The 18,606-nt window shown below is 42.2% G+C and carries 16 protein-coding genes; 14 read left to right on the forward strand and 2 right to left on the reverse strand.

Annotated elements, in window-relative coordinates; genetic code table 11:
• Positions 1 to 4 precede the first annotated feature (4 nt).
• The 10 genes from lpdA (at position 5) to E2R51_RS02735 (ending at position 12,610) form a co-directional block, all read left to right on the forward strand.
• A complete protein-coding gene (gene lpdA / locus E2R51_RS02690) occupies positions 5 to 1,429 on the forward strand; it encodes a dihydrolipoyl dehydrogenase (protein ID WP_133375484.1) in 1,425 nt (474 codons plus the stop codon).
• Between the two features lie 28 nt (positions 1,430 to 1,457).
• A complete protein-coding gene (locus E2R51_RS02695; protein ID WP_133375485.1) occupies positions 1,458 to 2,456 on the forward strand; it encodes a thiamine pyrophosphate-dependent dehydrogenase E1 component subunit alpha in 999 nt (332 codons plus the stop codon).
• 14 nt (positions 2,457 to 2,470) lie between these two features.
• Positions 2,471 to 3,454 (forward strand): alpha-ketoacid dehydrogenase subunit beta, encoded by a 984-nt coding sequence (locus E2R51_RS02700; RefSeq protein WP_133375486.1) that lies wholly within the window; start codon positions 2,471 to 2,473, stop codon positions 3,452 to 3,454.
• 33 nt (positions 3,455 to 3,487) lie between these two features.
• Complete coding sequence (locus E2R51_RS02705) at positions 3,488 to 4,792, forward strand: dihydrolipoamide acetyltransferase family protein (protein WP_483299913.1); 1,305 nt, start codon at positions 3,488 to 3,490, stop codon at positions 4,790 to 4,792.
• 346 nt (positions 4,793 to 5,138) lie between these two features.
• Positions 5,139 to 6,893, forward strand: a complete 1,755-nt coding sequence (locus E2R51_RS02710; RefSeq protein WP_133375488.1) for a methylmalonyl-CoA mutase family protein — start codon at positions 5,139 to 5,141, stop codon at positions 6,891 to 6,893.
• Positions 6,877 to 9,033: a methylmalonyl-CoA mutase gene (gene scpA / locus E2R51_RS02715; protein ID WP_133375489.1), complete on the forward strand. Its 2,157-nt coding sequence runs from the start codon at positions 6,877 to 6,879 to the stop codon at positions 9,031 to 9,033. The genes E2R51_RS02710 and scpA overlap by 17 nt, the downstream gene beginning before the upstream one ends.
• A complete protein-coding gene (gene meaB / locus E2R51_RS02720) occupies positions 9,026 to 10,051 on the forward strand; it encodes a methylmalonyl Co-A mutase-associated GTPase MeaB (RefSeq protein ID WP_240732943.1) in 1,026 nt (341 codons plus the stop codon). Before scpA ends, meaB begins: the two co-directional genes overlap by 8 nt.
• Before the next feature lie 195 nt (positions 10,052 to 10,246).
• Positions 10,247 to 10,684 (forward strand): BrxA/BrxB family bacilliredoxin, encoded by a 438-nt coding sequence (locus E2R51_RS02725; protein WP_133375491.1) that lies wholly within the window; start codon positions 10,247 to 10,249, stop codon positions 10,682 to 10,684.
• Between the two features lie 172 nt (positions 10,685 to 10,856).
• The gene (locus tag E2R51_RS02730) at positions 10,857 to 11,579 is read left to right on the forward strand and encodes an amino acid ABC transporter ATP-binding protein (RefSeq protein WP_133376309.1); all 723 of its coding nucleotides are present in this window, start codon (positions 10,857 to 10,859) and stop codon (positions 11,577 to 11,579) included.
• A 65-nt stretch (positions 11,580 to 11,644) separates the two neighbouring features.
• The gene (locus tag E2R51_RS02735) at positions 11,645 to 12,610 is read left to right on the forward strand and encodes an aromatic acid exporter family protein (protein ID WP_133375492.1); all 966 of its coding nucleotides are present in this window, start codon (positions 11,645 to 11,647) and stop codon (positions 12,608 to 12,610) included.
• Positions 12,611 to 12,665: 55 nt separating this feature from the next.
• Here the strand turns inward: E2R51_RS02735 and E2R51_RS02740 are convergent, their stop codons facing one another.
• A complete protein-coding gene (locus tag E2R51_RS02740) occupies positions 12,666 to 13,343 on the reverse strand; it encodes a GntR family transcriptional regulator (RefSeq protein ID WP_133375493.1) in 678 nt (225 codons plus the stop codon).
• Positions 13,344 to 13,543: 200 nt separating this feature from the next.
• Here E2R51_RS02740 and E2R51_RS02745 point away from each other — a divergent pair, with 200 nt between their 5' ends.
• Both E2R51_RS02745 and E2R51_RS02750 read left to right on the forward strand, forming a co-directional pair.
• Positions 13,544 to 15,193, forward strand: coding sequence for an SLC13 family permease (locus tag E2R51_RS02745; RefSeq protein WP_133376310.1), 1,650 nt, complete (start codon positions 13,544 to 13,546; stop codon positions 15,191 to 15,193).
• Between the two features lie 22 nt (positions 15,194 to 15,215).
• On the forward strand, positions 15,216 to 16,283 hold the full coding sequence (locus E2R51_RS02750) for a tartrate dehydrogenase (RefSeq protein ID WP_133375494.1): 1,068 nt from the start codon (positions 15,216 to 15,218) through the stop codon (positions 16,281 to 16,283).
• 58 nt (positions 16,284 to 16,341) lie between these two features.
• Here E2R51_RS02750 and prli42 read toward each other — a convergent pair whose 3' ends face one another.
• Complete coding sequence (prli42, locus tag E2R51_RS19715; protein WP_165967119.1) at positions 16,342 to 16,437, reverse strand: stressosome-associated protein Prli42; 96 nt, start codon at positions 16,435 to 16,437, stop codon at positions 16,342 to 16,344.
• 129 nt (positions 16,438 to 16,566) lie between these two features.
• Between prli42 and mce the strand changes: the two genes are divergently transcribed.
• A complete protein-coding gene (gene mce / locus E2R51_RS02755) occupies positions 16,567 to 16,992 on the forward strand; it encodes a methylmalonyl-CoA epimerase (RefSeq protein ID WP_133375495.1) in 426 nt (141 codons plus the stop codon).
• Positions 16,985 to 18,535 (forward strand): acyl-CoA carboxylase subunit beta, encoded by a 1,551-nt coding sequence (locus E2R51_RS02760; RefSeq protein ID WP_133375496.1) that lies wholly within the window; start codon positions 16,985 to 16,987, stop codon positions 18,533 to 18,535. The genes mce and E2R51_RS02760 overlap by 8 nt, the downstream gene beginning before the upstream one ends.
• Positions 18,536 to 18,606: the final 71 nt, after the last annotated feature.

Genomic DNA, 18,606 nt, shown 5'->3' on the forward strand with positions numbered 1-18,606 from the left:
AATCATGGCCAGAGATTACGATCTAGTCATTTTAGGCGGAGGTACAGGCGGTTATGTAGCGGCAATTCGCGCATCACAATTGGGCCTGTCAACAGCAATCGTTGAAAAAGGAAAAATAGGTGGAACATGCCTGCATAGAGGGTGTATTCCAAGCAAAGCGCTGCTGAGAAGTGCTGAAGTTTATTCAACAGCAAAGCATGCAGGGGAATTCGGCGTTCTGACCGGTGACGTTTCACTCGATTTTGCGAGAGTTCAGGAGCGCAAGCAGTCGATTGTAGATCAGCTTCACAAAGGTGTTCAGCACTTGATGAAACAAGGAAAAATTGATGTATATGATGGATTTGGACGCATTTTGGGACCTTCCATCTTTTCGCCAATGCCAGGTACCATTTCAGTTGAAATGACTGATGGCACTGAAAATGAAATGCTGATTCCGAAAAATGTAATAGTGGCAACTGGATCGAGACCCCGTACACTTCCTGGCCTTGAACTGGACGGCGAAAAAGTAGTCAGTTCAGATCAGGCACTTGAGCTTGAAAACCTTCCTAAATCAATCATTATTGTTGGCGGTGGAGTTATAGGGATTGAGTGGGCATCGATGATGGCTGACTTTGGAGTGAAAGTCACGGTTTTGGAATATGCAGATCGAATCATTCCTACAGAAGATCACGACGTCTCCAAGGAAATGCAGAAGCTTCTGAAGAAAAAAGGAATCAGCATCATTACTGGCGCTAAAGTAAATGCCGAAAGCGTTGCGAAAGAAAATGCAGATGTTTCTATTCAGGCTGATGTTAAAGGCAAAAATGAAACCTACTCAGCTGAAAAAATTCTGGTTTCAGTCGGCCGTCAAGCCAATACTGAAGGCATCGGCATTGAAAACACGGATATTCAAATTGAAAATGGTTTTGTTAAAGTAAATAAAATGCTTCAAACAAAAGAATCTCATATTTATGCGATCGGTGATGTAATCGGAGGGCTGCAGCTCGCACACGTTGCTTCTCATGAAGGAATTCATGCGGTAGAACATATTGCCAACCAGGTTGTAGAGCCGATTGATTATACACTTGTTTCAAAATGTATTTATTCAAGTCCTGAAGCCGCAAGTGTCGGATTAACTGAGCAGGAAGCAAAAGATCAGGGCTTTGAAGTGAAAATTGGCAAGTTCCCGTTTAAAGCAATTGGGAAAGCACTGGTTTTTGGAGAATCTGATGGATTTGTTAAAATGGTGGCTGATGCAAAGACAAATGATTTACTTGGCGTTCATATGATTGGCCCGCATGTTACCGATATGATATCTGAAGCGGGACTGGCCCGGGTTCTCGATGCTACTCCTTGGGAAGTGGGACAAACCATTCATCCTCATCCAACTCTCAGCGAAGCCATTGGAGAGGCTGCTTTAGCAGTTGACGGAAAAGCAATACACTCATAATTTTTTAAAATTAAAGGAGGGACTCTTGATGAGTAATAATCGACATAAAGAACTTGGGCTGTCAAATGAACAGGTTCTGGAGATTTATAAAACGATGCTGATGGCAAGAAGAATTGATGAACGCATGTGGCTGCTGAACCGTTCTGGCAAGATTCCGTTTGTTATCTCATGCCAGGGGCAGGAAGCAGCGCAAGTAGGAGCTTCATTCGCATTGGATACGGATAAAGACTATGCACTGCCGTATTACCGGGATATGGGAGTTGTTCTCCATTTCGGCATGACTGCAAAAGAATTGATGCTATCAGGTTTTGCCAAAGCAGAAGATCCAAATTCAGGCGGACGTCAAATGCCTGGGCATTTTGGTCAGAAAAAAAACCGCATCGTAACTGGCTCTTCACCAGTAACAACGCAGGTGCCTCATGCAGTTGGACTGGCGCTGGCCGGCAAAATGGAGAAAAAAGACTTAGTCACATTTGTAACATTTGGTGAGGGTTCTTCCAATCAGGGAGATTTCCATGAAGGCGCTAACTTTGCCGGTGTACATAAGCTTCCGGTTATCTTCATGTGTGAAAATAATAAATATGCAATTTCAGTACCAATTGAAAAACAATTGGCGTGTGAAAACGTTTCTGATCGCGCAATAGGTTATGGAATGCCTGGCGTAACAGTGGATGGCAATGATCCGCTTGAAGTGTACCGCGTTGTAAAAGAAGCTGCTGACCGGGCGCGTCGCGGTGAAGGTCCAACATTGGTTGAAACCGTTTCCTACAGACTAACTGCTCACTCTTCAGATGATGACGACCGTGCTTACCGTTCTCCTGACGAAGTGGCAAAAGCAAAATCGCTTGATCCAATTATTACTTTCGGTGCTTATCTTAAAGAAACCAAGGTTATGGATGACGCTCTTGAAAAAGAAATTAATGACCGAATCATGAAAGAAGTTAACGAAGCAACGGAATATGCAGAAAAAGCACCATATGCAGATCCTGAATCAGCTTTAAAATACGTGTACGCGGAAGAAAATTAAGGGGGAACAAACCGATGCCAGTAATGTCTTATATAGATGCTGTTACACTAGCAATGAAGGAAGAAATGGAACGGGACGAGCGAGTGTTTGTTCTCGGCGAAGATGTAGGTAAAAAAGGCGGCGTATTTAAAGCTACGCATGGTCTTTATGATCAGTTTGGAGAAGACCGGGTTATTGATACCCCGCTGGCTGAATCAGCTATTGCCGGAGTTGGTATTGGCGCTGCAATGTACGGAATGCGACCTATTGCTGAAATGCAGTTTGCAGACTTCATCATGCCGGCTATAAACCAGATTATTTCTGAAGCAGCAAAAATTCGCTACCGTTCCAATAATGACTGGAGCTGTCCAATGGTCATCCGTGCACCATATGGCGGCGGTGTTCACGGTGCACTTTACCACTCGCAATCCGTTGAAGCGATATTTGCCAATCAGCCTGGATTAAAAATTGTCATGCCCTCCACCCCTCATGATGTAAAAGGATTATTAAAAGCAGCAATTCGAGACGAAGATCCTGTATTATTCTTTGAGCATAAACGGGCGTACCGTTTAATCAAGGGTGAGGTGTCTGAAGACGATTATACAATTGAAATTGGAAAAGCTGATGTAAAACGCGAGGGAGATGACATTACAGTCATCACGTATGGATTATGCGTTCATTTTGCGCTGCAGGCTGCTGAACGTTTAGCGGAAGATGGCTACAATGCACATATTCTTGACTTGCGTACTGTTTATCCGTTGGATAAAGAAGCAATTATTGAAGCGGCTTCCAAAACAGGGAAAGTTCTATTGCTTACAGAGGACACGAAAGAAGGAAGCATAATGGGAGAAGTTGCTGCCATAATTGCAGAAAACTGCCTGTTTGACCTCGATGCGCCAATTATGCGTCTGTCTGGTCCTGATGTACCGGCAATGCCATATGCTCCGACAATGGAAAAATATTTTATGGTTAACCCAGATAAAGTTGAAAAAGCAATGAAAGAATTAGCGGAATACTAATTATAGGAGGACGAACCTTTGAGTACTGAAAAAATGACGATGCCTCAGCTTGGCGAATCAGTTACAGAAGGCACCATTGAAAAGTGGCTGGTTGCACCAGGTGACCATGTTAATAAATATGATCCGATAGCAGAAGTAAATACGGATAAAGTAAATGCGGAAGTGCCTTCCTCTTTCAGTGGGATTATGAAAGAACTCCTTGCCAATGAAGGGGATACCCTGGAAGTAGGAGAAGTAATCTGTACGATCGACATCGAAGGCGGAGAAAGCAGTGAAGCTCCCGCTGAAGAAACAAAAGAAGAGCCGGAAAAAACATCTTCGCCTGCAAGCAAAGCGGCTGCGCCAGTAAAAACCAAGCAGGAAAAAACGGCTGATAACAGTTCAAAAGCCCGCTACTCTCCGGCAGTATTACGACTTTCACAAGAGCACGATATTGATTTAACACAAGTGCATGGTTCCGGTAAAGAAGGTCGTATTACAAGAAAAGATCTGCAAAAACTAATTGACAGCGGAAGTATTCCAAGTGCTTCTGACGCACCGTCAAAAACAGAGGAACAGCCGGCTGCCCAGACAGCGACTGCTGCATCTTCTGCTCCAAAAACACCTTCACAGGGGCCTTCTGTCCAGTCAGCACCTGGTGATATAGAAATTCCAGTAACCGGCATCCGGAAAGCGATTGCTGCTAATATGCTGAAAAGCAAGCACGAAGCACCTCACGCCTGGACCATGATGGAAGTGGATGTAACCAATCTGGTTACCTACCGTGATTCATTGAAAGCAGACTTTAAGCAAAAAGAAGGATTTAATTTAACGTATTTTGCTTTTTTTGTAAAAGCAATCGCTCAGGCGTTGAAGGAATTCCCTCAAATGAACAGCATGTGGGCTGGAGATAAGATCATCCAGAAAAAAGACATCAATATCTCCATTGCCGTAGCAACTGAGGATGCATTATTTGTCCCGGTCATTAAGCATGCAGATGAAAAAACGATTAAAGGTATAGGCCGTGAGATTAATGAACTTGCTCAAAAAGTCCGTGCAGGCAAGTTAAAATCAGAAGATATGCAGGGTGGAACATTTACTGTAAATAACACTGGATCGTTCGGTTCGGTCCAATCTATGGGCATTATCAACCATCCGCAGGCAGCAATTTTGCAAGTTGAATCCATTGTAAAGCGTCCTGTCGTAATGGATCACGGTATGATTGGAGTACGAGACATGGTAAACCTGTGCCTGTCACTTGATCATCGTGTCCTCGATGGACTAGTATGCGGACGTTTTCTACAGCGGGTTAAAGAGATTCTTGAAACAATCTCTAAAGAAAACACTTCTGTTTATTAAAGGCTGTCGTTCAATCATAAGCAAAAAGTAAAAGAATGGTCCAGCAGGGCTCAATAAATTTAGCTCTGTAAAAATCGGCTGTTGATATTTGACCAACGTTGATTGGAGCTGAAGGTGTGAGACCCCCGCCCCGCGGAAAGCGAACGCCTTCGTGCTGCACTCAACAGCCACGTTTAACAAAGCCTTATATTTAAATAGCGTGCAAAAGCTGAGCATCTAAAATGATGCTCAGCTTTTTTAATCCTGCTGTTTACTTCCATCCATGCGTTCTTTGTACTAGAATAAGAGTATACATATTTGAAAACGATTACATACAAAGGAGGGAAGCTGCTCAGCAGCAAATAGCATGAAAGAAAATGTACCGCCATTTGAATCCTATACATTTTTACAATGGCAGCAACTGCTTGAATCCACGCTCAAGGGAAAAACACTAAATGATTTAAATACGATGACGTATGAGGGGATTACGCTTCAGCCGCTGTATACCGAAAGACCGGCAGCTTCTGACCAGCACCCGTCAAGATGGTGGAGTTTAACCAATCAATGGCATGTAGCTCAACAAATAAAAGCTGATTCTGTAGAAGCTGCTGTAAAACAGACAGAAATTGAGCTGTCAAAAGGTTCCGACGTTATCGCTGTTAAAGAAGATGGAAATGGATCATGGTCAAAAGGACAATTGGAATCTTTGTTATCACTTCAAAAAAAGCCGCATCTATTTGTAATAAACCAACCAATTACAAAAAAATGGATGCCGTTTCTTATCGATTTTAAAAACCAGCATGATGTTCAAGGTGTGTTTGGCTATGATTTTATATCGGGAGAAGCTGCTAAGGGACAGATGACTTCACCAGGTGAGCTGGAGCAATGGGTCGCTGATTTAAATGAATTATCTCATGCTCATCCTTCACTCCAAACAGTGGTGATCTCAACGGTTCCTTATCATCATGCAGGAGCCAATGCTGTTCAGGAATTAGCACTTTCACTAGCCGAAGCCGCATGGATGATAAATCATCTCGCTCAGGAAGGATGGCAGGTGGAGGATATTGTACCAAAAATGCATATTCAATTTGCTACGGGATCTGCCTTCTTTTTAGAAATTGCCAAAATAAGAGCTTTTCGTGCTTTATGGAGCCATTTTATTGACTGTTACGCGGTGGGAGACCTGCCAGTTTCAATAGGCAGTGAAAGCTCGCCATTTACAAAGACAGTGCAGGATCCGCATGTAAACATATTAAGAGCGGGTAACGAAGCTTTTGCAGCAGCCCTCGGAGGGGTGAATTATCAGCATGTGGAGCCATACAGCTCAAGTTATGAAACACCTTCTCCACTGGCAGTAAGAATTGCACGGAATATCCAATTGATTTTAAAAGAAGAAACCTTTCTTAAAGGAATAGCGGATCCTGGGGGAGGCTCGTACTTTATCGAGTCCCTCACAAAACAGCTGGCTGACGCCGCATGGGATTGCTTCATTGAAATAGAAGAAATGGGTGGGGTACAGGAAGCTCTGTCCAGCGGATGGATACAGCAAAGCATTGATCATGTCTGGTCACAAAGAAAACATGACAATGCTGTTCGTAAAACTACCATTGTGGGGACAAACCGGTATGCTCCAATTGAAAAAATACCCATGCCGGAAACTCAGAACACCTCCCTTGAAACTGCGATTATGCCGCTCCCTATCCGCAGAAATGGTGAAGACTGGGAAGCATTAGTAGGCGATCTTCAGCAAAAAGCTGATTTGCCTCCTGTAGATTTAATTTGCTTAGGCAAATTAAAGGAGTATAAACCAAGAATGGATTTTGTTCAGGGGGTTTTAAACACAATTGGAATAAAATCGACTAACCGGCAGTCAGCAGGCTCTTCACCTGTACAAATTATTTGCGGTACAGATGAGGCGTACGCAGCTGTAGAAAATCTGCTTCAATCAAAAAAATCCTCCCAATCTTTTTATGTAGCTGGTAAAGCTAGCAACGAACAAATGGAAAAGTGGAGAAACGCAGGATTGAATGACTCCGTATATGAAGGCAAAGACTTGATAGAGTTTTTAAAGGTTATTGTAAAACAGCTAGAAGAGGTGAGTTCAAATGAAACCGGCATTTAACAAACACCCATTTAAATGGGGATCACAGCACCAGTCGTATATGCCAAAAAGTTCGAATCTTACAACCAATGAGGAAATTGAGGTAAAGGCAGCTTATAAACAAAATGATACCCAGTCGTTTGTTCATTTAAAAGACCTGCCCGGACTTGAACCCTATACACGAGGACCATATCCAACCATGTATGTTTCAAGGCCCTGGACTGTCAGACAATATGCAGGTTTTTCCACAGCTGAAGAAAGCAATGCATTCTATAGAAGAAACCTGGAAATGGGACAAAAAGGCCTGTCTGTGGCATTTGACTTAGCGACACACCGGGGGTACGATTCTGATCACCCAAGAGTAACAGGTGATGTGGGGAAAGCAGGTGTAGCAATTGATTCGATTGAAGATATGAAAATATTATTTGATGGGATACCCCTGGATCAAATGTCTGTATCGATGACAATGAATGGTGCAGTACTTCCTATTATGGCCTTTTATATTGTAGCTGCAGAAGAACAGGGAGTAACTCCTGAGAGGCTTTCAGGGACGATCCAAAATGATATTTTAAAAGAGTATATGGTGAGGAATACATATATTTATCCGCCAGAGGTGTCAATGAAGATCATAGCGGATATTTTTTCTTACACAGCCCAAAACATGCCGAGATTTAATTCGATCAGTATTTCAGGCTACCATATGCAGGAAGCAGGAGCCCCCGCCGACCTTGAATTAGCTTATACGATTGCTGATGGCCTGGAGTATGTACGAACAGGGATTGAGGCAGGTATTGACATCGATCAATTTGCTCCAAGGCTTTCTTTTTTCTGGGGAATTGGAATGAACTATTTTATGGAAGTGGCAAAGATGAGAGCAGCAAGAAGAATGTGGGCTGTGCTGATGAAGGACTTTAAACCAAAAAATAAAAAGTCATTAATTCTGCGCACACACTCTCAAACCTCCGGCTGGTCATTAACTGAGCAGGATCCATTTAATAATGTCATGCGTACATTAGTCGAAGCGCATGCTGCCGCAATGGGGCACACACAATCTCTTCATACAAACGCTCTTGATGAAGCAATTGCTTTGCCAACAGATTTTTCTGCCCGCATTGCAAGAAACACGCAGCTTTTTTTACAGGAAGAAACAGATATTACAAAAGTTATTGATCCTTGGGGCGGATCTTATTATGTTGAGACGCTGACAAAAGAATTAATGGATAAAGCATGGACGCATATTGAAGAAATTGAAGGCTTAGGCGGCATGACCAAAGCAATTGAAACCGGGCTACCTAAAATGAAAATAGAAGAAGCAGCAGCGAAACGCCAAGCTAAAATTGACTCTGGAGCGGAAGTGATCATCGGAGTCAACAAATTCCGCTTAGAAAAAGAAGAGTCAATGGACATTTTATCGATTGACAATGAGGCGGTTAGAAAAAGCCAGATTAACCGGCTGGAAGCGGTCAGAGATACAAGAGATGATCATGAGGTTCAGCAGTCGTTAGCAGCAATATCTGGCGCCATTCAGTCAGGTGAAGGAAATCTTTTGGCATTAGCTGTTAATGCAGCCCGTGCGAGGGCGACGCTGGGTGAGATTTCAAAAGCCATAGAAGATGTACATGGACGGCATAAAGCGGTTATCAGATCGATTAGCGGGGTTTACAGCCAATCCTTTGCAGATCATGAACAAATCGAGGGAGTTCGTGAACTGGCGAATGAATTTTTAGAAGCAGAAGGAAGACGCCCCCGAATCTTAATTGCAAAAATGGGCCAGGACGGTCATGACAGGGGAGCGAAAGTCATCGCTACTGCTTTTGCTGATTTGGGTTTTGACGTAGATATCGGGCCATTGTTCCAAACACCTCAGGAAACGGCTACACAGGCGGTTGAAAACGATGTTCATGTCATAGGAGTAAGTTCGCTGGCTGCTGGACATAAAACACTGCTGCCTGCCCTTATGAAGGAATTAAAAAAGTGGGGCAAGGAAGATATTATAGTGGTAATCGGCGGGGTCATACCGGCTCAGGACTATCCGTTTCTCCTTGAAAACGGAGCCACCGCTATATTTGGTCCTGGGACTGTAATACCCGTTGCAGCAGAAAAGGTCCTTGAAGAAATTTATCGCCGTTTAGGGTATGAGGAAGTGGAGCAGGATGGCTGACAAATTTCCTTACAACAGGAAAAAACGCTTATTTAAAAAAGCAGAACAAACAGAACTCTCCATCGACCTTCTTGCGTCTGCTATTCAAAGCGGGGATCGTAAATCACTGGCCCAGGGAATCACTTTAGTGGAAAGCAAAGCGGTTCATCATCGTAAAAAAGCATCGCAGCTTGTGCAGCAACTTCTTCCGGGTACAGGAAATAGTATACGGATTGGGATAACCGGCGTGCCAGGTGCCGGTAAAAGCACATGGATTGAAACGTTTGGGCTTAAATTAGCAGAGGAAGGGCATAAAATCGCGGTACTGGCGATTGATCCCAGTTCATCTCTATCAGGCGGCAGTATTCTCGGGGATAAAACAAGAATGGAGGAATTATCCCATCATGCGAATGTATTCATAAGGCCGACACCAACCGCAGGTACACTGGGAGGGGTTCACCGAATGACACGGGAAACCATGCTGTTGTGCGAGGCATCAGGTTATGATGTTATTTTAATTGAAACAGTAGGTGTCGGACAAAGTGAGAGCATGGTAAGAGGAATGGTTGATTTCTTTTTACTGCTGGCTTTAACTGGCGGCGGAGATGAACTGCAGGGAATGAAAAAAGGGATATTGGAGCTGGTGGATGCCATTTTGATTAACAAGGCAGACGGGGATAATATTAGTAAAGCAAAAAAAGCCAAAAGTGAATATCGTCAGCTGCTCCACTTCCTGCAGCCTGCTACAAAAGGATGGACAACCTCTGCGTATACCTGTTCAGCCCATACTGGAGAAGGGATAGAAGAAGCGTGGATGCTAATTAAAACGTTTGTACAGAAAACAAAAGAGAACGGGGTGTTTGACAGCAGGCGTTCCTCGCAGGCGCTTGACTGGATGAACCAAATGGTGATTGACCGTTTATTTGATGACTTCATGCATCATCCCGGGCGAAAAGAGGAATTAGCTGACTTGAAAAGCCGGGTATTAAACGGCTCCCTTTCCCCCACAGAAGCGGTGGAAATGTTATTTTCTCCATAAAAAAGGGACGGTTTCTTTAAAATAGAAACCATCCAATCATCTAGGGAGTTTGGGGGTCAAATCTAGATTCTTTAGTAGTATACCCAGTTAAGAGAAAGCTAAACTGCTAGGATTTAAAAAAGTTTTAATTAGTTGCTTCCATAATGAATATCCACTATCATACAAGTAGAGTAACCACCAAAGGAGAGACGTCTTATGAGCATGGATTTTAATATTTTTATGAACGACGTTGTACGTCAAGCGCGTGAAGAAATTGAAGCGGCGGGATATCAGCAGCTGAAAACACCTGAAGAAGTGGAAACTACACTTGAGCAAAACGGGACAACCCTGGTAATGGTTAATTCAGTTTGCGGTTGTGCCGGAGGAATAGCACGTCCTGCAGCTGCTCATTCCATTCATTATGATAAAAGACCGGATCGTCTGGTTACTGTTTTTGCAGGTCAGGATAAAGAAGCAACTGCAAAAGCGCGAAGCTATTTTGAAGGATATCCACCATCGTCACCTTCCTTTGCTCTTTTAAAGGATGGGAAAATAGTATCGATGGTAGAACGGCATGAAATTGAAGGACATGATCCGATGTCTGTTATTACGAATCTTCAAAGTTTGTTTGAAGTGCACTGTGAGGAAGTTTAAAACTGAATGTATTGTACAATAACGCATGCTGAAGCATGCGTTATTTTATTCTTTTAATAACAAAGATAAATGCAACATACTCACCAGTCGTGACAGTCTTCAGCATAACTGATATTATGAAGCATGTTTATATTAGCGGCAGGCACTTGGGATGAAAGGAGAAAGAAACATCGTGATTAATGTAACAGGGTTAAATAAATCATTCGGGGAATTACATGTTTTAAAAGACATCGATGCTGTTGTGAATGAAGGGGAAGTTGTCGTAGTAATTGGTCCATCAGGTTCAGGGAAATCCACTTTTCTTCGTTGTTTAAATCTGCTTGAAACGCCGACCTCGGGAACAATTAACATTGCAAATGATAACATTACAGCCAAAAAGTTTAATCCTCTTAAGCTTCGCAGCAAGGTGGGGATGGTGTTTCAGCATTTCCATCTCTTTCCTCATATGACTGCGCTGGAGAATGTCACCTATGCCCCCATGAAAGTGAAAGGTTTGAAAAAGAGAGAAGCGAATCAGTTTGGAATAGAGCTTTTGTCACGAGTCGGACTGGAAGAGAAAGCAGACGTATATCCGAACCGTTTATCAGGAGGTCAAAAGCAGCGTGTTGCAATTGCAAGGGCATTGGCAATGGAACCCTCTATTATGCTCTTTGACGAACCGACCTCTGCGCTTGATCCGGAAATGGTAAAAGAAGTGCTGGATGTAATGAAGTCACTTGCAAAAACGGGCATGACAATGATGGTTGTAACCCATGAGATGGGCTTTGCGCGGGAAGTGGCGGACAGAGTGATTTTTATGGATGAAGGAATGCTGTTGGAAGAGTCAGATCCTGTCCTTTTTTTCAAATCTCCTGCAAGCCAACGTGCGAAAGATTTCTTGCATAAAGTATTATAATCGTAGTATGGTTCTAAGAAAATAGTCAAAGATCATTTTTCTTTATACTGGAAGGGAATAACGCCATGTTTCGAATTGGATATCGAACATTAAAAACCGCTGTTGGAACGGCAATAGCCATTATGATTGCACAGTTCTTCGAAATTGACAACTACGCTTCAGCCGGAATTATTACGATCCTATGTATTCAAAATACAAAAAGAAAATCAATACGTGCTTCCTGGAGCCGGTTTGCAGCGTGCGTTCTGGCTATGGTGTTTTCGGCCGTTTTTTTTGAAGTAATTGCATATCATCCGCTTGTTATCGGATTAATGATCCTGTTTTTTATTCCAACAACCGTTATTTTAAATATAAAAGAGGGCATTGTGACAAGCAGTGTTATCATTTTGCACATCTTCATGAATGGGCAGATAACAGTGGATTCTATTTTAAATGAGCTTTGGATTATTGTGATTGGTGTAGGGATTGCACTTATCATGAACTTATATATGCCAAGTGTTGAATCAAAACTGGTTTATCTGCAAGAAAAAATCGAATCAAATTTTTATGAAATTTTCACACAAATAGCTGCATATTTACGGGATGAAAACAGCAGCTGGGACGGAAAAGAAATTACGGAGACTGACAAACTGCTGAGTGAGGCGAAAACGCTGGCTTTTCAAGATGTGGAAAATCATTTTATGAGAAATGAAAATCACTATTACTTGTATTTTACGATGAGGCAAAAGCAGTTTGAGTTAGTTGAACGTATGCTGCCGCTGATTTCCTCTTTGTCATCTTCTGTTGAACAGCGGGAAATGATTGCTTCTTTTGTTGAAGATCTTAGCGACCATATCCACGGTGGAAATACGGCCATTCTCTATTTGAAAAAATTATTTGATCTGAAGCTGAAATTTGAAGAAATGGAAATGCCAAAAACGCGTGAAGAATTTGAAACAAGAGCTGCGCTTTATCAGTTTATTCGTGAGATGGAGGAGTATCTGCAGTTAAAGCAGTCTTTTAGAGGTCTGCCTGATCCTGATAAAAAATAGAGCTTTAACAATAAAGCCGCTTTTATCTTCTTTGCTGAGATAAAAGTGGCTTTAATTACTGTTGATTCTGCCTGTCTAAATAGTTTATCAGATAGACCATATCTGTATAAATATGAGCATGCATGAAAGAAGAGGCTTCTTCATGTTTTCGATTAATTAATGCTTTGGCAATTTCACCATGTTCAATAACAATTTCCTCTCTGCGTTTAGGATCTTCCATATTCATGCTCCGATAAAAAAAAGTGAGCGTGCGAAGATCATTTAATTGCTTTTGAAGTCTCAAGTTTTTACTTGATTCAATAATGGCGTCATGAAAAAGGCTGTTCAGATTAACCAGTTCCTGTTTTATCTCTTCTTTATCATCTGATAATACTTGTTCAGCTGTTTGGACGAGTTCAAGGATATGGTCCAATTCCTTGTCGGTAGCATTTTTAGCTGCTAGTGATACAGCTAAAGATTCCATTACCTGTCTGCATTGATAGATTTGTTCAACATCGGAGGAAGAAGGCTGATATACGAAAATTCGCGACTGCTTGTCTTGTATTAACAGGCCTTCATTTTCCAGTGTTCGTATAGCTTCGCGGACGGGACTTCTGCTGACCTGTAATTCTCTGGCTATTTTTGCTTCGAATAAACGTTCATTTGGGGGATATATGCCTTCAATAATTCTGTACTTAATTAATTGATGAACTTGTTCATGAATTGATTTTTTTTTCTCAATCAATGGACTCATAGTATATCCTCCTTCTAAAGATAGGACAGTTACAGTATAACTGAACTTTTAAAATAGGCAGATTTGTCGAAATGTTGAATTATTTCTTGACGAATCCCTGCAACGTTTGTATGCTAGTAACAATGCTACCTGTCGACTGTCGACAGCTTTTTTTATCAGTATATATGTAAGCGCTTCAAAATAAAAGGGGGAATGTTTTGATGACGTACCAGGGGTTTGTGGATTCGCTTTGGCGGTCCCACAAAAAAACAAAAAATCTGCTTTTTATTTCAAAAAAGGATTCGGATAAAACTGACAGCCAACGTACCAGCAATGATGGCTCCTCAGCGAGTGGCAAAGGACCGGATAACAGGTCAAGCTACTCTGCTTCCCAGCGCACAGGTTTACTTTTGGGCCCGCTATTATTCTTTCTGACTATCTTTCTATTCAATCCTGAAACCCTTAGCAATGGAGGGAAAATGGTCTTAGCTACAACGCTCTGGGTGGCCACTTGGTGGATTACAGAAGCCATCCCAATTCCGGCTGCTTCACTGCTGCCAATTATACTGCTCCCGCTGACAGGAGCGCTCGAAGGGTCTGCTGTGACAGCAAGCTATGGAGACCCGATCGTCTTCTTATTTCTGGGCGGATTTATGATTGCGCTGGCAATGGAACGATGGAATCTCCATAAGCGGATTGCGTTAAATATTATTTCAGTGGTTGGTACATCTACATCAAGTATTATTCTGGGATTTATGATTGCCACCGGTTTTTTATCAATGTGGGTATCAAATACAGCAGCTGTTATGATGATGGTGCCAATCGCAACAGCCATAACCTACCAGGTATCTCAAAGTCTTAAAAATTCAAAAGAAGACTATTCTCTTGAAGAAGAAAAGTTTTCAAAAGCATTATTATTTGCTGTTGGTTATGCAGGAACAATTGGCGGGCTTGGAACGCTGATCGGTACGCCTCCAAATCTTCTTTTAGCAGGGATCGTGCAGGAGTTATACGGAATTCAAATTTCGTTTGCGACCTGGATTTTATACGCTGCGCCTGTCGTAATCGTCCTTCTCTTTACATCATGGCTTTATCTGACGAAAATTGCGCATCCAATAAAGTTAAAGCATTTGCCTGGAGGAAAAGAACTAATTAAATCAGAGAAAAACAAACTTGGAAAAATCTCCTATGAAGAGATCGCGGTTTCAATTGTATTCGTTTTCGCTGCCTTCATGTGGATTACAAGAACCTTCCTTTGGGAAAATGAGAACTTTTTCGTTATACCGGGGATTAATGATACCATGATTGCCATTACAGCAGGTGTTTTGCTTTTCTTAATTCCTTCGAGAACAAAACAGGGTAGAATTTTGGACTGGACGGTCGCAAAAGATATACCTTGGGGAATTTTGCTGTTATTTGGAGGCGGTTTAGCAATTGCTGCCGGGTTTAAAGAAACGGGACTAGCTACCTGGATTGGTGAACAGTTAACCATTCTAGAAGGGGTAAACTTTATTCTTATGATATTGCTTACAACCGCGCTGGTTTTATTTTTAACCGAAATTACATCAAATACAGCTACTGCAACAATGATATTGCCGGTTCTTGCTTCACTTGCGGTTGCGATTAACGTCCATCCGTATGCATTGATGGTCCCTGCTGCAATGGCTGCAAACTGTGCTTTTATGCTGCCAGTGGGAACTCCGCCAAACGCGATCATATTTGCTACAGGTAAAATAAAAATTTTAGAGATGGTTAAAAACGGATTTTGGATCAATATTGCCTGTGTTATTTTAATAACTGCAGCAGTTTATTTCTATCTTCCAGCTATTTTTGGCATTGATTTAACAACATTCCCTGATGCGCTTAGGTAATGGAAGGAAAGGAAGAAAATAAATGAAAAAGTATACAATAGCTTGTTTGCCGGGAGATGGGATAGGAATAGAAGTTATGGCATCAGCGAAGCAAGTTCTGCAAACCGTTGCCAGGCTCGATGACAGCGTCGAATTACAGATGATCGATTTTCCATGGGGATCTGATTATTATCTTGAGACCGGAGCAATGATGCCGGAGGATGCAATTGATCAATTAAAAACCTTTGATGCAATTTTCCTGGGGGCTGTAGGAAATCCTGCTCTGGTGCCTGACCATATCTCTTTGTGGGGCATGTTGATAAAAATACGCAGGGAGCTCGAGCTTTCTATTAATGTTCGTCCGGCCCGTACGATAAAAGGAATTCAATCTCCTCTGTATTCTCCAAAAGACTTTGACTTAATTGTGGTCCGTGAAAACAGTGAAGGAGAGTACAGCGAAGCCGGAGGAATTATTCATCATGGAGAAGATGAAATTGCGGTTCAAAATGGCATATTTACGAGAAAAGCCACTGAAAAGGCGATGAAATACGCATTTGAATTAGCAGGGAAACGAAATTCACACCTGACAAGTGCAACAAAATCCAATGGAATTGTTCATTCCATGCCGTTTTGGGACAGGGTGTTTAATGAGGTTTCAGCTCTGTATCCTCACGTCACATCAAACGCTAATCATATTGATGCGCTCGCTGCATTTTTCGTAACAAAACCAGAAAGCTTTGATGTCATTGTCGCTTCCAATTTATTTGGTGACATCCTGACAGACATTGGAGGGGCAATAATGGGAAGCATCGGCATTGCTCCTTCAGCTAATTTGAATGTGGAGGGAAAATACCCGTCAATGTTTGAGCCGGTGCATGGTTCAGCGCCGGATATAGCTGGGCAGGGAAAAGCGAATCCCTTTGGGCAGATTTGGACTGCTAAAATGATGCTGGATCATCTGGGTTTGCCTCACCTCGGAAAAATTATTCTGGATGCTGCAGAAGAGGCGACCAGCAATGGAGTTAAAACAGCTGACATAGGGGGTTCTTCTACCACGGAGGAAGTAACAGAAGCGATCTGTTCCTTAATTAGCAATAAAGTTAAAATATAAAAAAACAGCCTTTCCGATTAAAGGAAGGGCTGTTTCTCTACTTACTGTATTTTTTTACTTAAAGAACCATCGACAGCCCAATGGCTAATGTGGAAGCCAACATAGCAAATATCATTAAATAGACTATAATTTTACGAAATTTCCGATTGCGCAAGTATGCTCGCTCCTTTATAAGGCATAGTAAATATATTTTAGCGTCATACTATGAAAATCGCAAGTAGCTGGTCAACATATCGAGTTATCGGTACAATAGAATAGAAAGTTTTTGTGAAAGGATGATAGTATGGAAAAAGTGGATCATATCGGAATTGCAGTTAAATCGATTGAAGCGTCGCTGCCATTTTATACTGAAATGTTAGCGCTTACTTTAATTAAAAAAGAAACAGTGGAAAACCAGGGGGTTGCTGTTGCTTTTATCGATGCGGGAAATGTGAAATTGGAATTGCTGGAACCATTGAATGACCTCTCTCCCATTGCAAAATTTATTGAGAAAAAGGGAGAGGGTATTCATCATATAGCTTTTAAGGTTGAGGGAATCGATCAAAGGTTGAATGATCTGAAGGAAAAGGGAATTCGCTTTATCTCGGACCAGCCAAAACCCGGAGCAGGCGGTGCTGCGGTAGCTTTCATGCATCCTACTCAGGCTCATGGGGTCTTATATGAAATTTGTGATCATTCGTCAATAAAAGGAGCGGCTGGAAATGAGTAATATGTTTGAAAAAATAAATGAGCTTTATGATAGAAGAAGAGAGATTGAAATGGGCGGAGGAGACGAGCGCATAGCCCGTCAGCATGACAAAGGAAAGCTTACAGCCAGGGAGCGTATTGACTTATTGGTAGATGAAGGATCCTTTATGGAACTGAACCCTTTTATTGAACATCGGTCTGGTGATTTTGGAATGGACGGACTTAAAGGGCCTGGCGACGGGGTTGTGACGGGCTTTGGAAAAGTAAATGGACGCGATATTTATTTATTTTCACAGGATTTTACAGTATTCGGTGGTGCGCTTGGAGAGATGCATGCAGAAAAAATCGCGCATGTAATGGATCTTGCTGCAAAAAATGGGGCGCCTTTTATCGGATTAAATGATTCCGGAGGTGCTCGAATTCAAGAGGGAGTTGTTTCCCTGGATGGATACGGACATATTTTTTACCGCAATGCGATTTATTCAGGGGTAATCCCTCAAATATCTGTTATTATGGGTCCTTGTGCCGGCGGAGCCGTTTATTCTCCGGCGATAACTGATTTTGTGTTTATGGTGGATAAAACGAGCCAAATGTTTATTACAGGCCCGAAAGTGATCGAAACAGTCACGGGTGAAAAAATATCTTCAGAGGATCTTGGAGGATCAAAAATACATAACTCCATCTCCGGCAATGCTCACTTCAGAGCTCAGACTGAAAAAGAAATATTAGAAGATGTTCGTTCTCTTCTCAGCTATCTGCCGCAATCAAATGAAGAAAAACCACCGCGCATGGAAGCGGATTTGCAATCAGACGACCGGCCCGATCTCGCGGATTCTATTCCTTATGATCCGCTGCGTCCTTATGATGTTCGTATCGTCATTGAACAAGTGGTGGATGAGGACTCTTTCATGGAAGTCCAAAAAGAATTTGCCCGGAACATCGTGATCGGACTTGCCAGAATTAAAGGGGAAGTCGTCGGATTAATATGTAACCAGCCAAAAGTGATGGCCGGCGGACTCGACATTGACTCCAGTGATAAGGCTTCCCGTTTTATTCGTTTTTGTGATTCATTTAATATTCCGCTTATAACGTTTGAGGATGTAACAGGGTTTTTTCCTGGAATCAAACAGGAGCATGGGGGAATAATCCGCCATGGAGCTAAAATTCTATACGCGTATTCGGAGGCTACTGTGCCAAAAATGACAGTAATATTAAGAAAAGCCTATGGGGGGGCATACGTGGCACTGAATAGCAAATCTATCGGTGCCGATCTTGTTTTTGCATGGCCGAATGCGGAAATTGCAGTGATGGGCCCTCAAGGAGCAGCAAATATTATTTTTGCCAAGGAGATTGCGCAAAGCAGCAATCCTGAAGAAACAAGAGCAAAAAAAATAGAGGAATACCGTGAAAAATTTGCCAATCCGTTTGTGGCAGCTGCCAGAGGAATGGTAGATGACGTAATTGATCCAAGAGAGACGAGAATTAAATTAATCCAAGCCCTGGATATGATGCGTAATAAAAAGGAAGAGCGTCCGAAGAAAAAGCATGGAAATATCCCATTGTAATGGTTCTTTTTTGAGTGTAATGACTTTTCACGTTATACTTGGAAGCGTCATTACATAATTGGAGGGTCAAA

Source organism: Jeotgalibacillus sp. S-D1 (assembly GCF_004358665.1).
In the GTDB taxonomy this organism is placed as follows: domain Bacteria; phylum Bacillota; class Bacilli; order Bacillales; family Jeotgalibacillaceae; genus Jeotgalibacillus.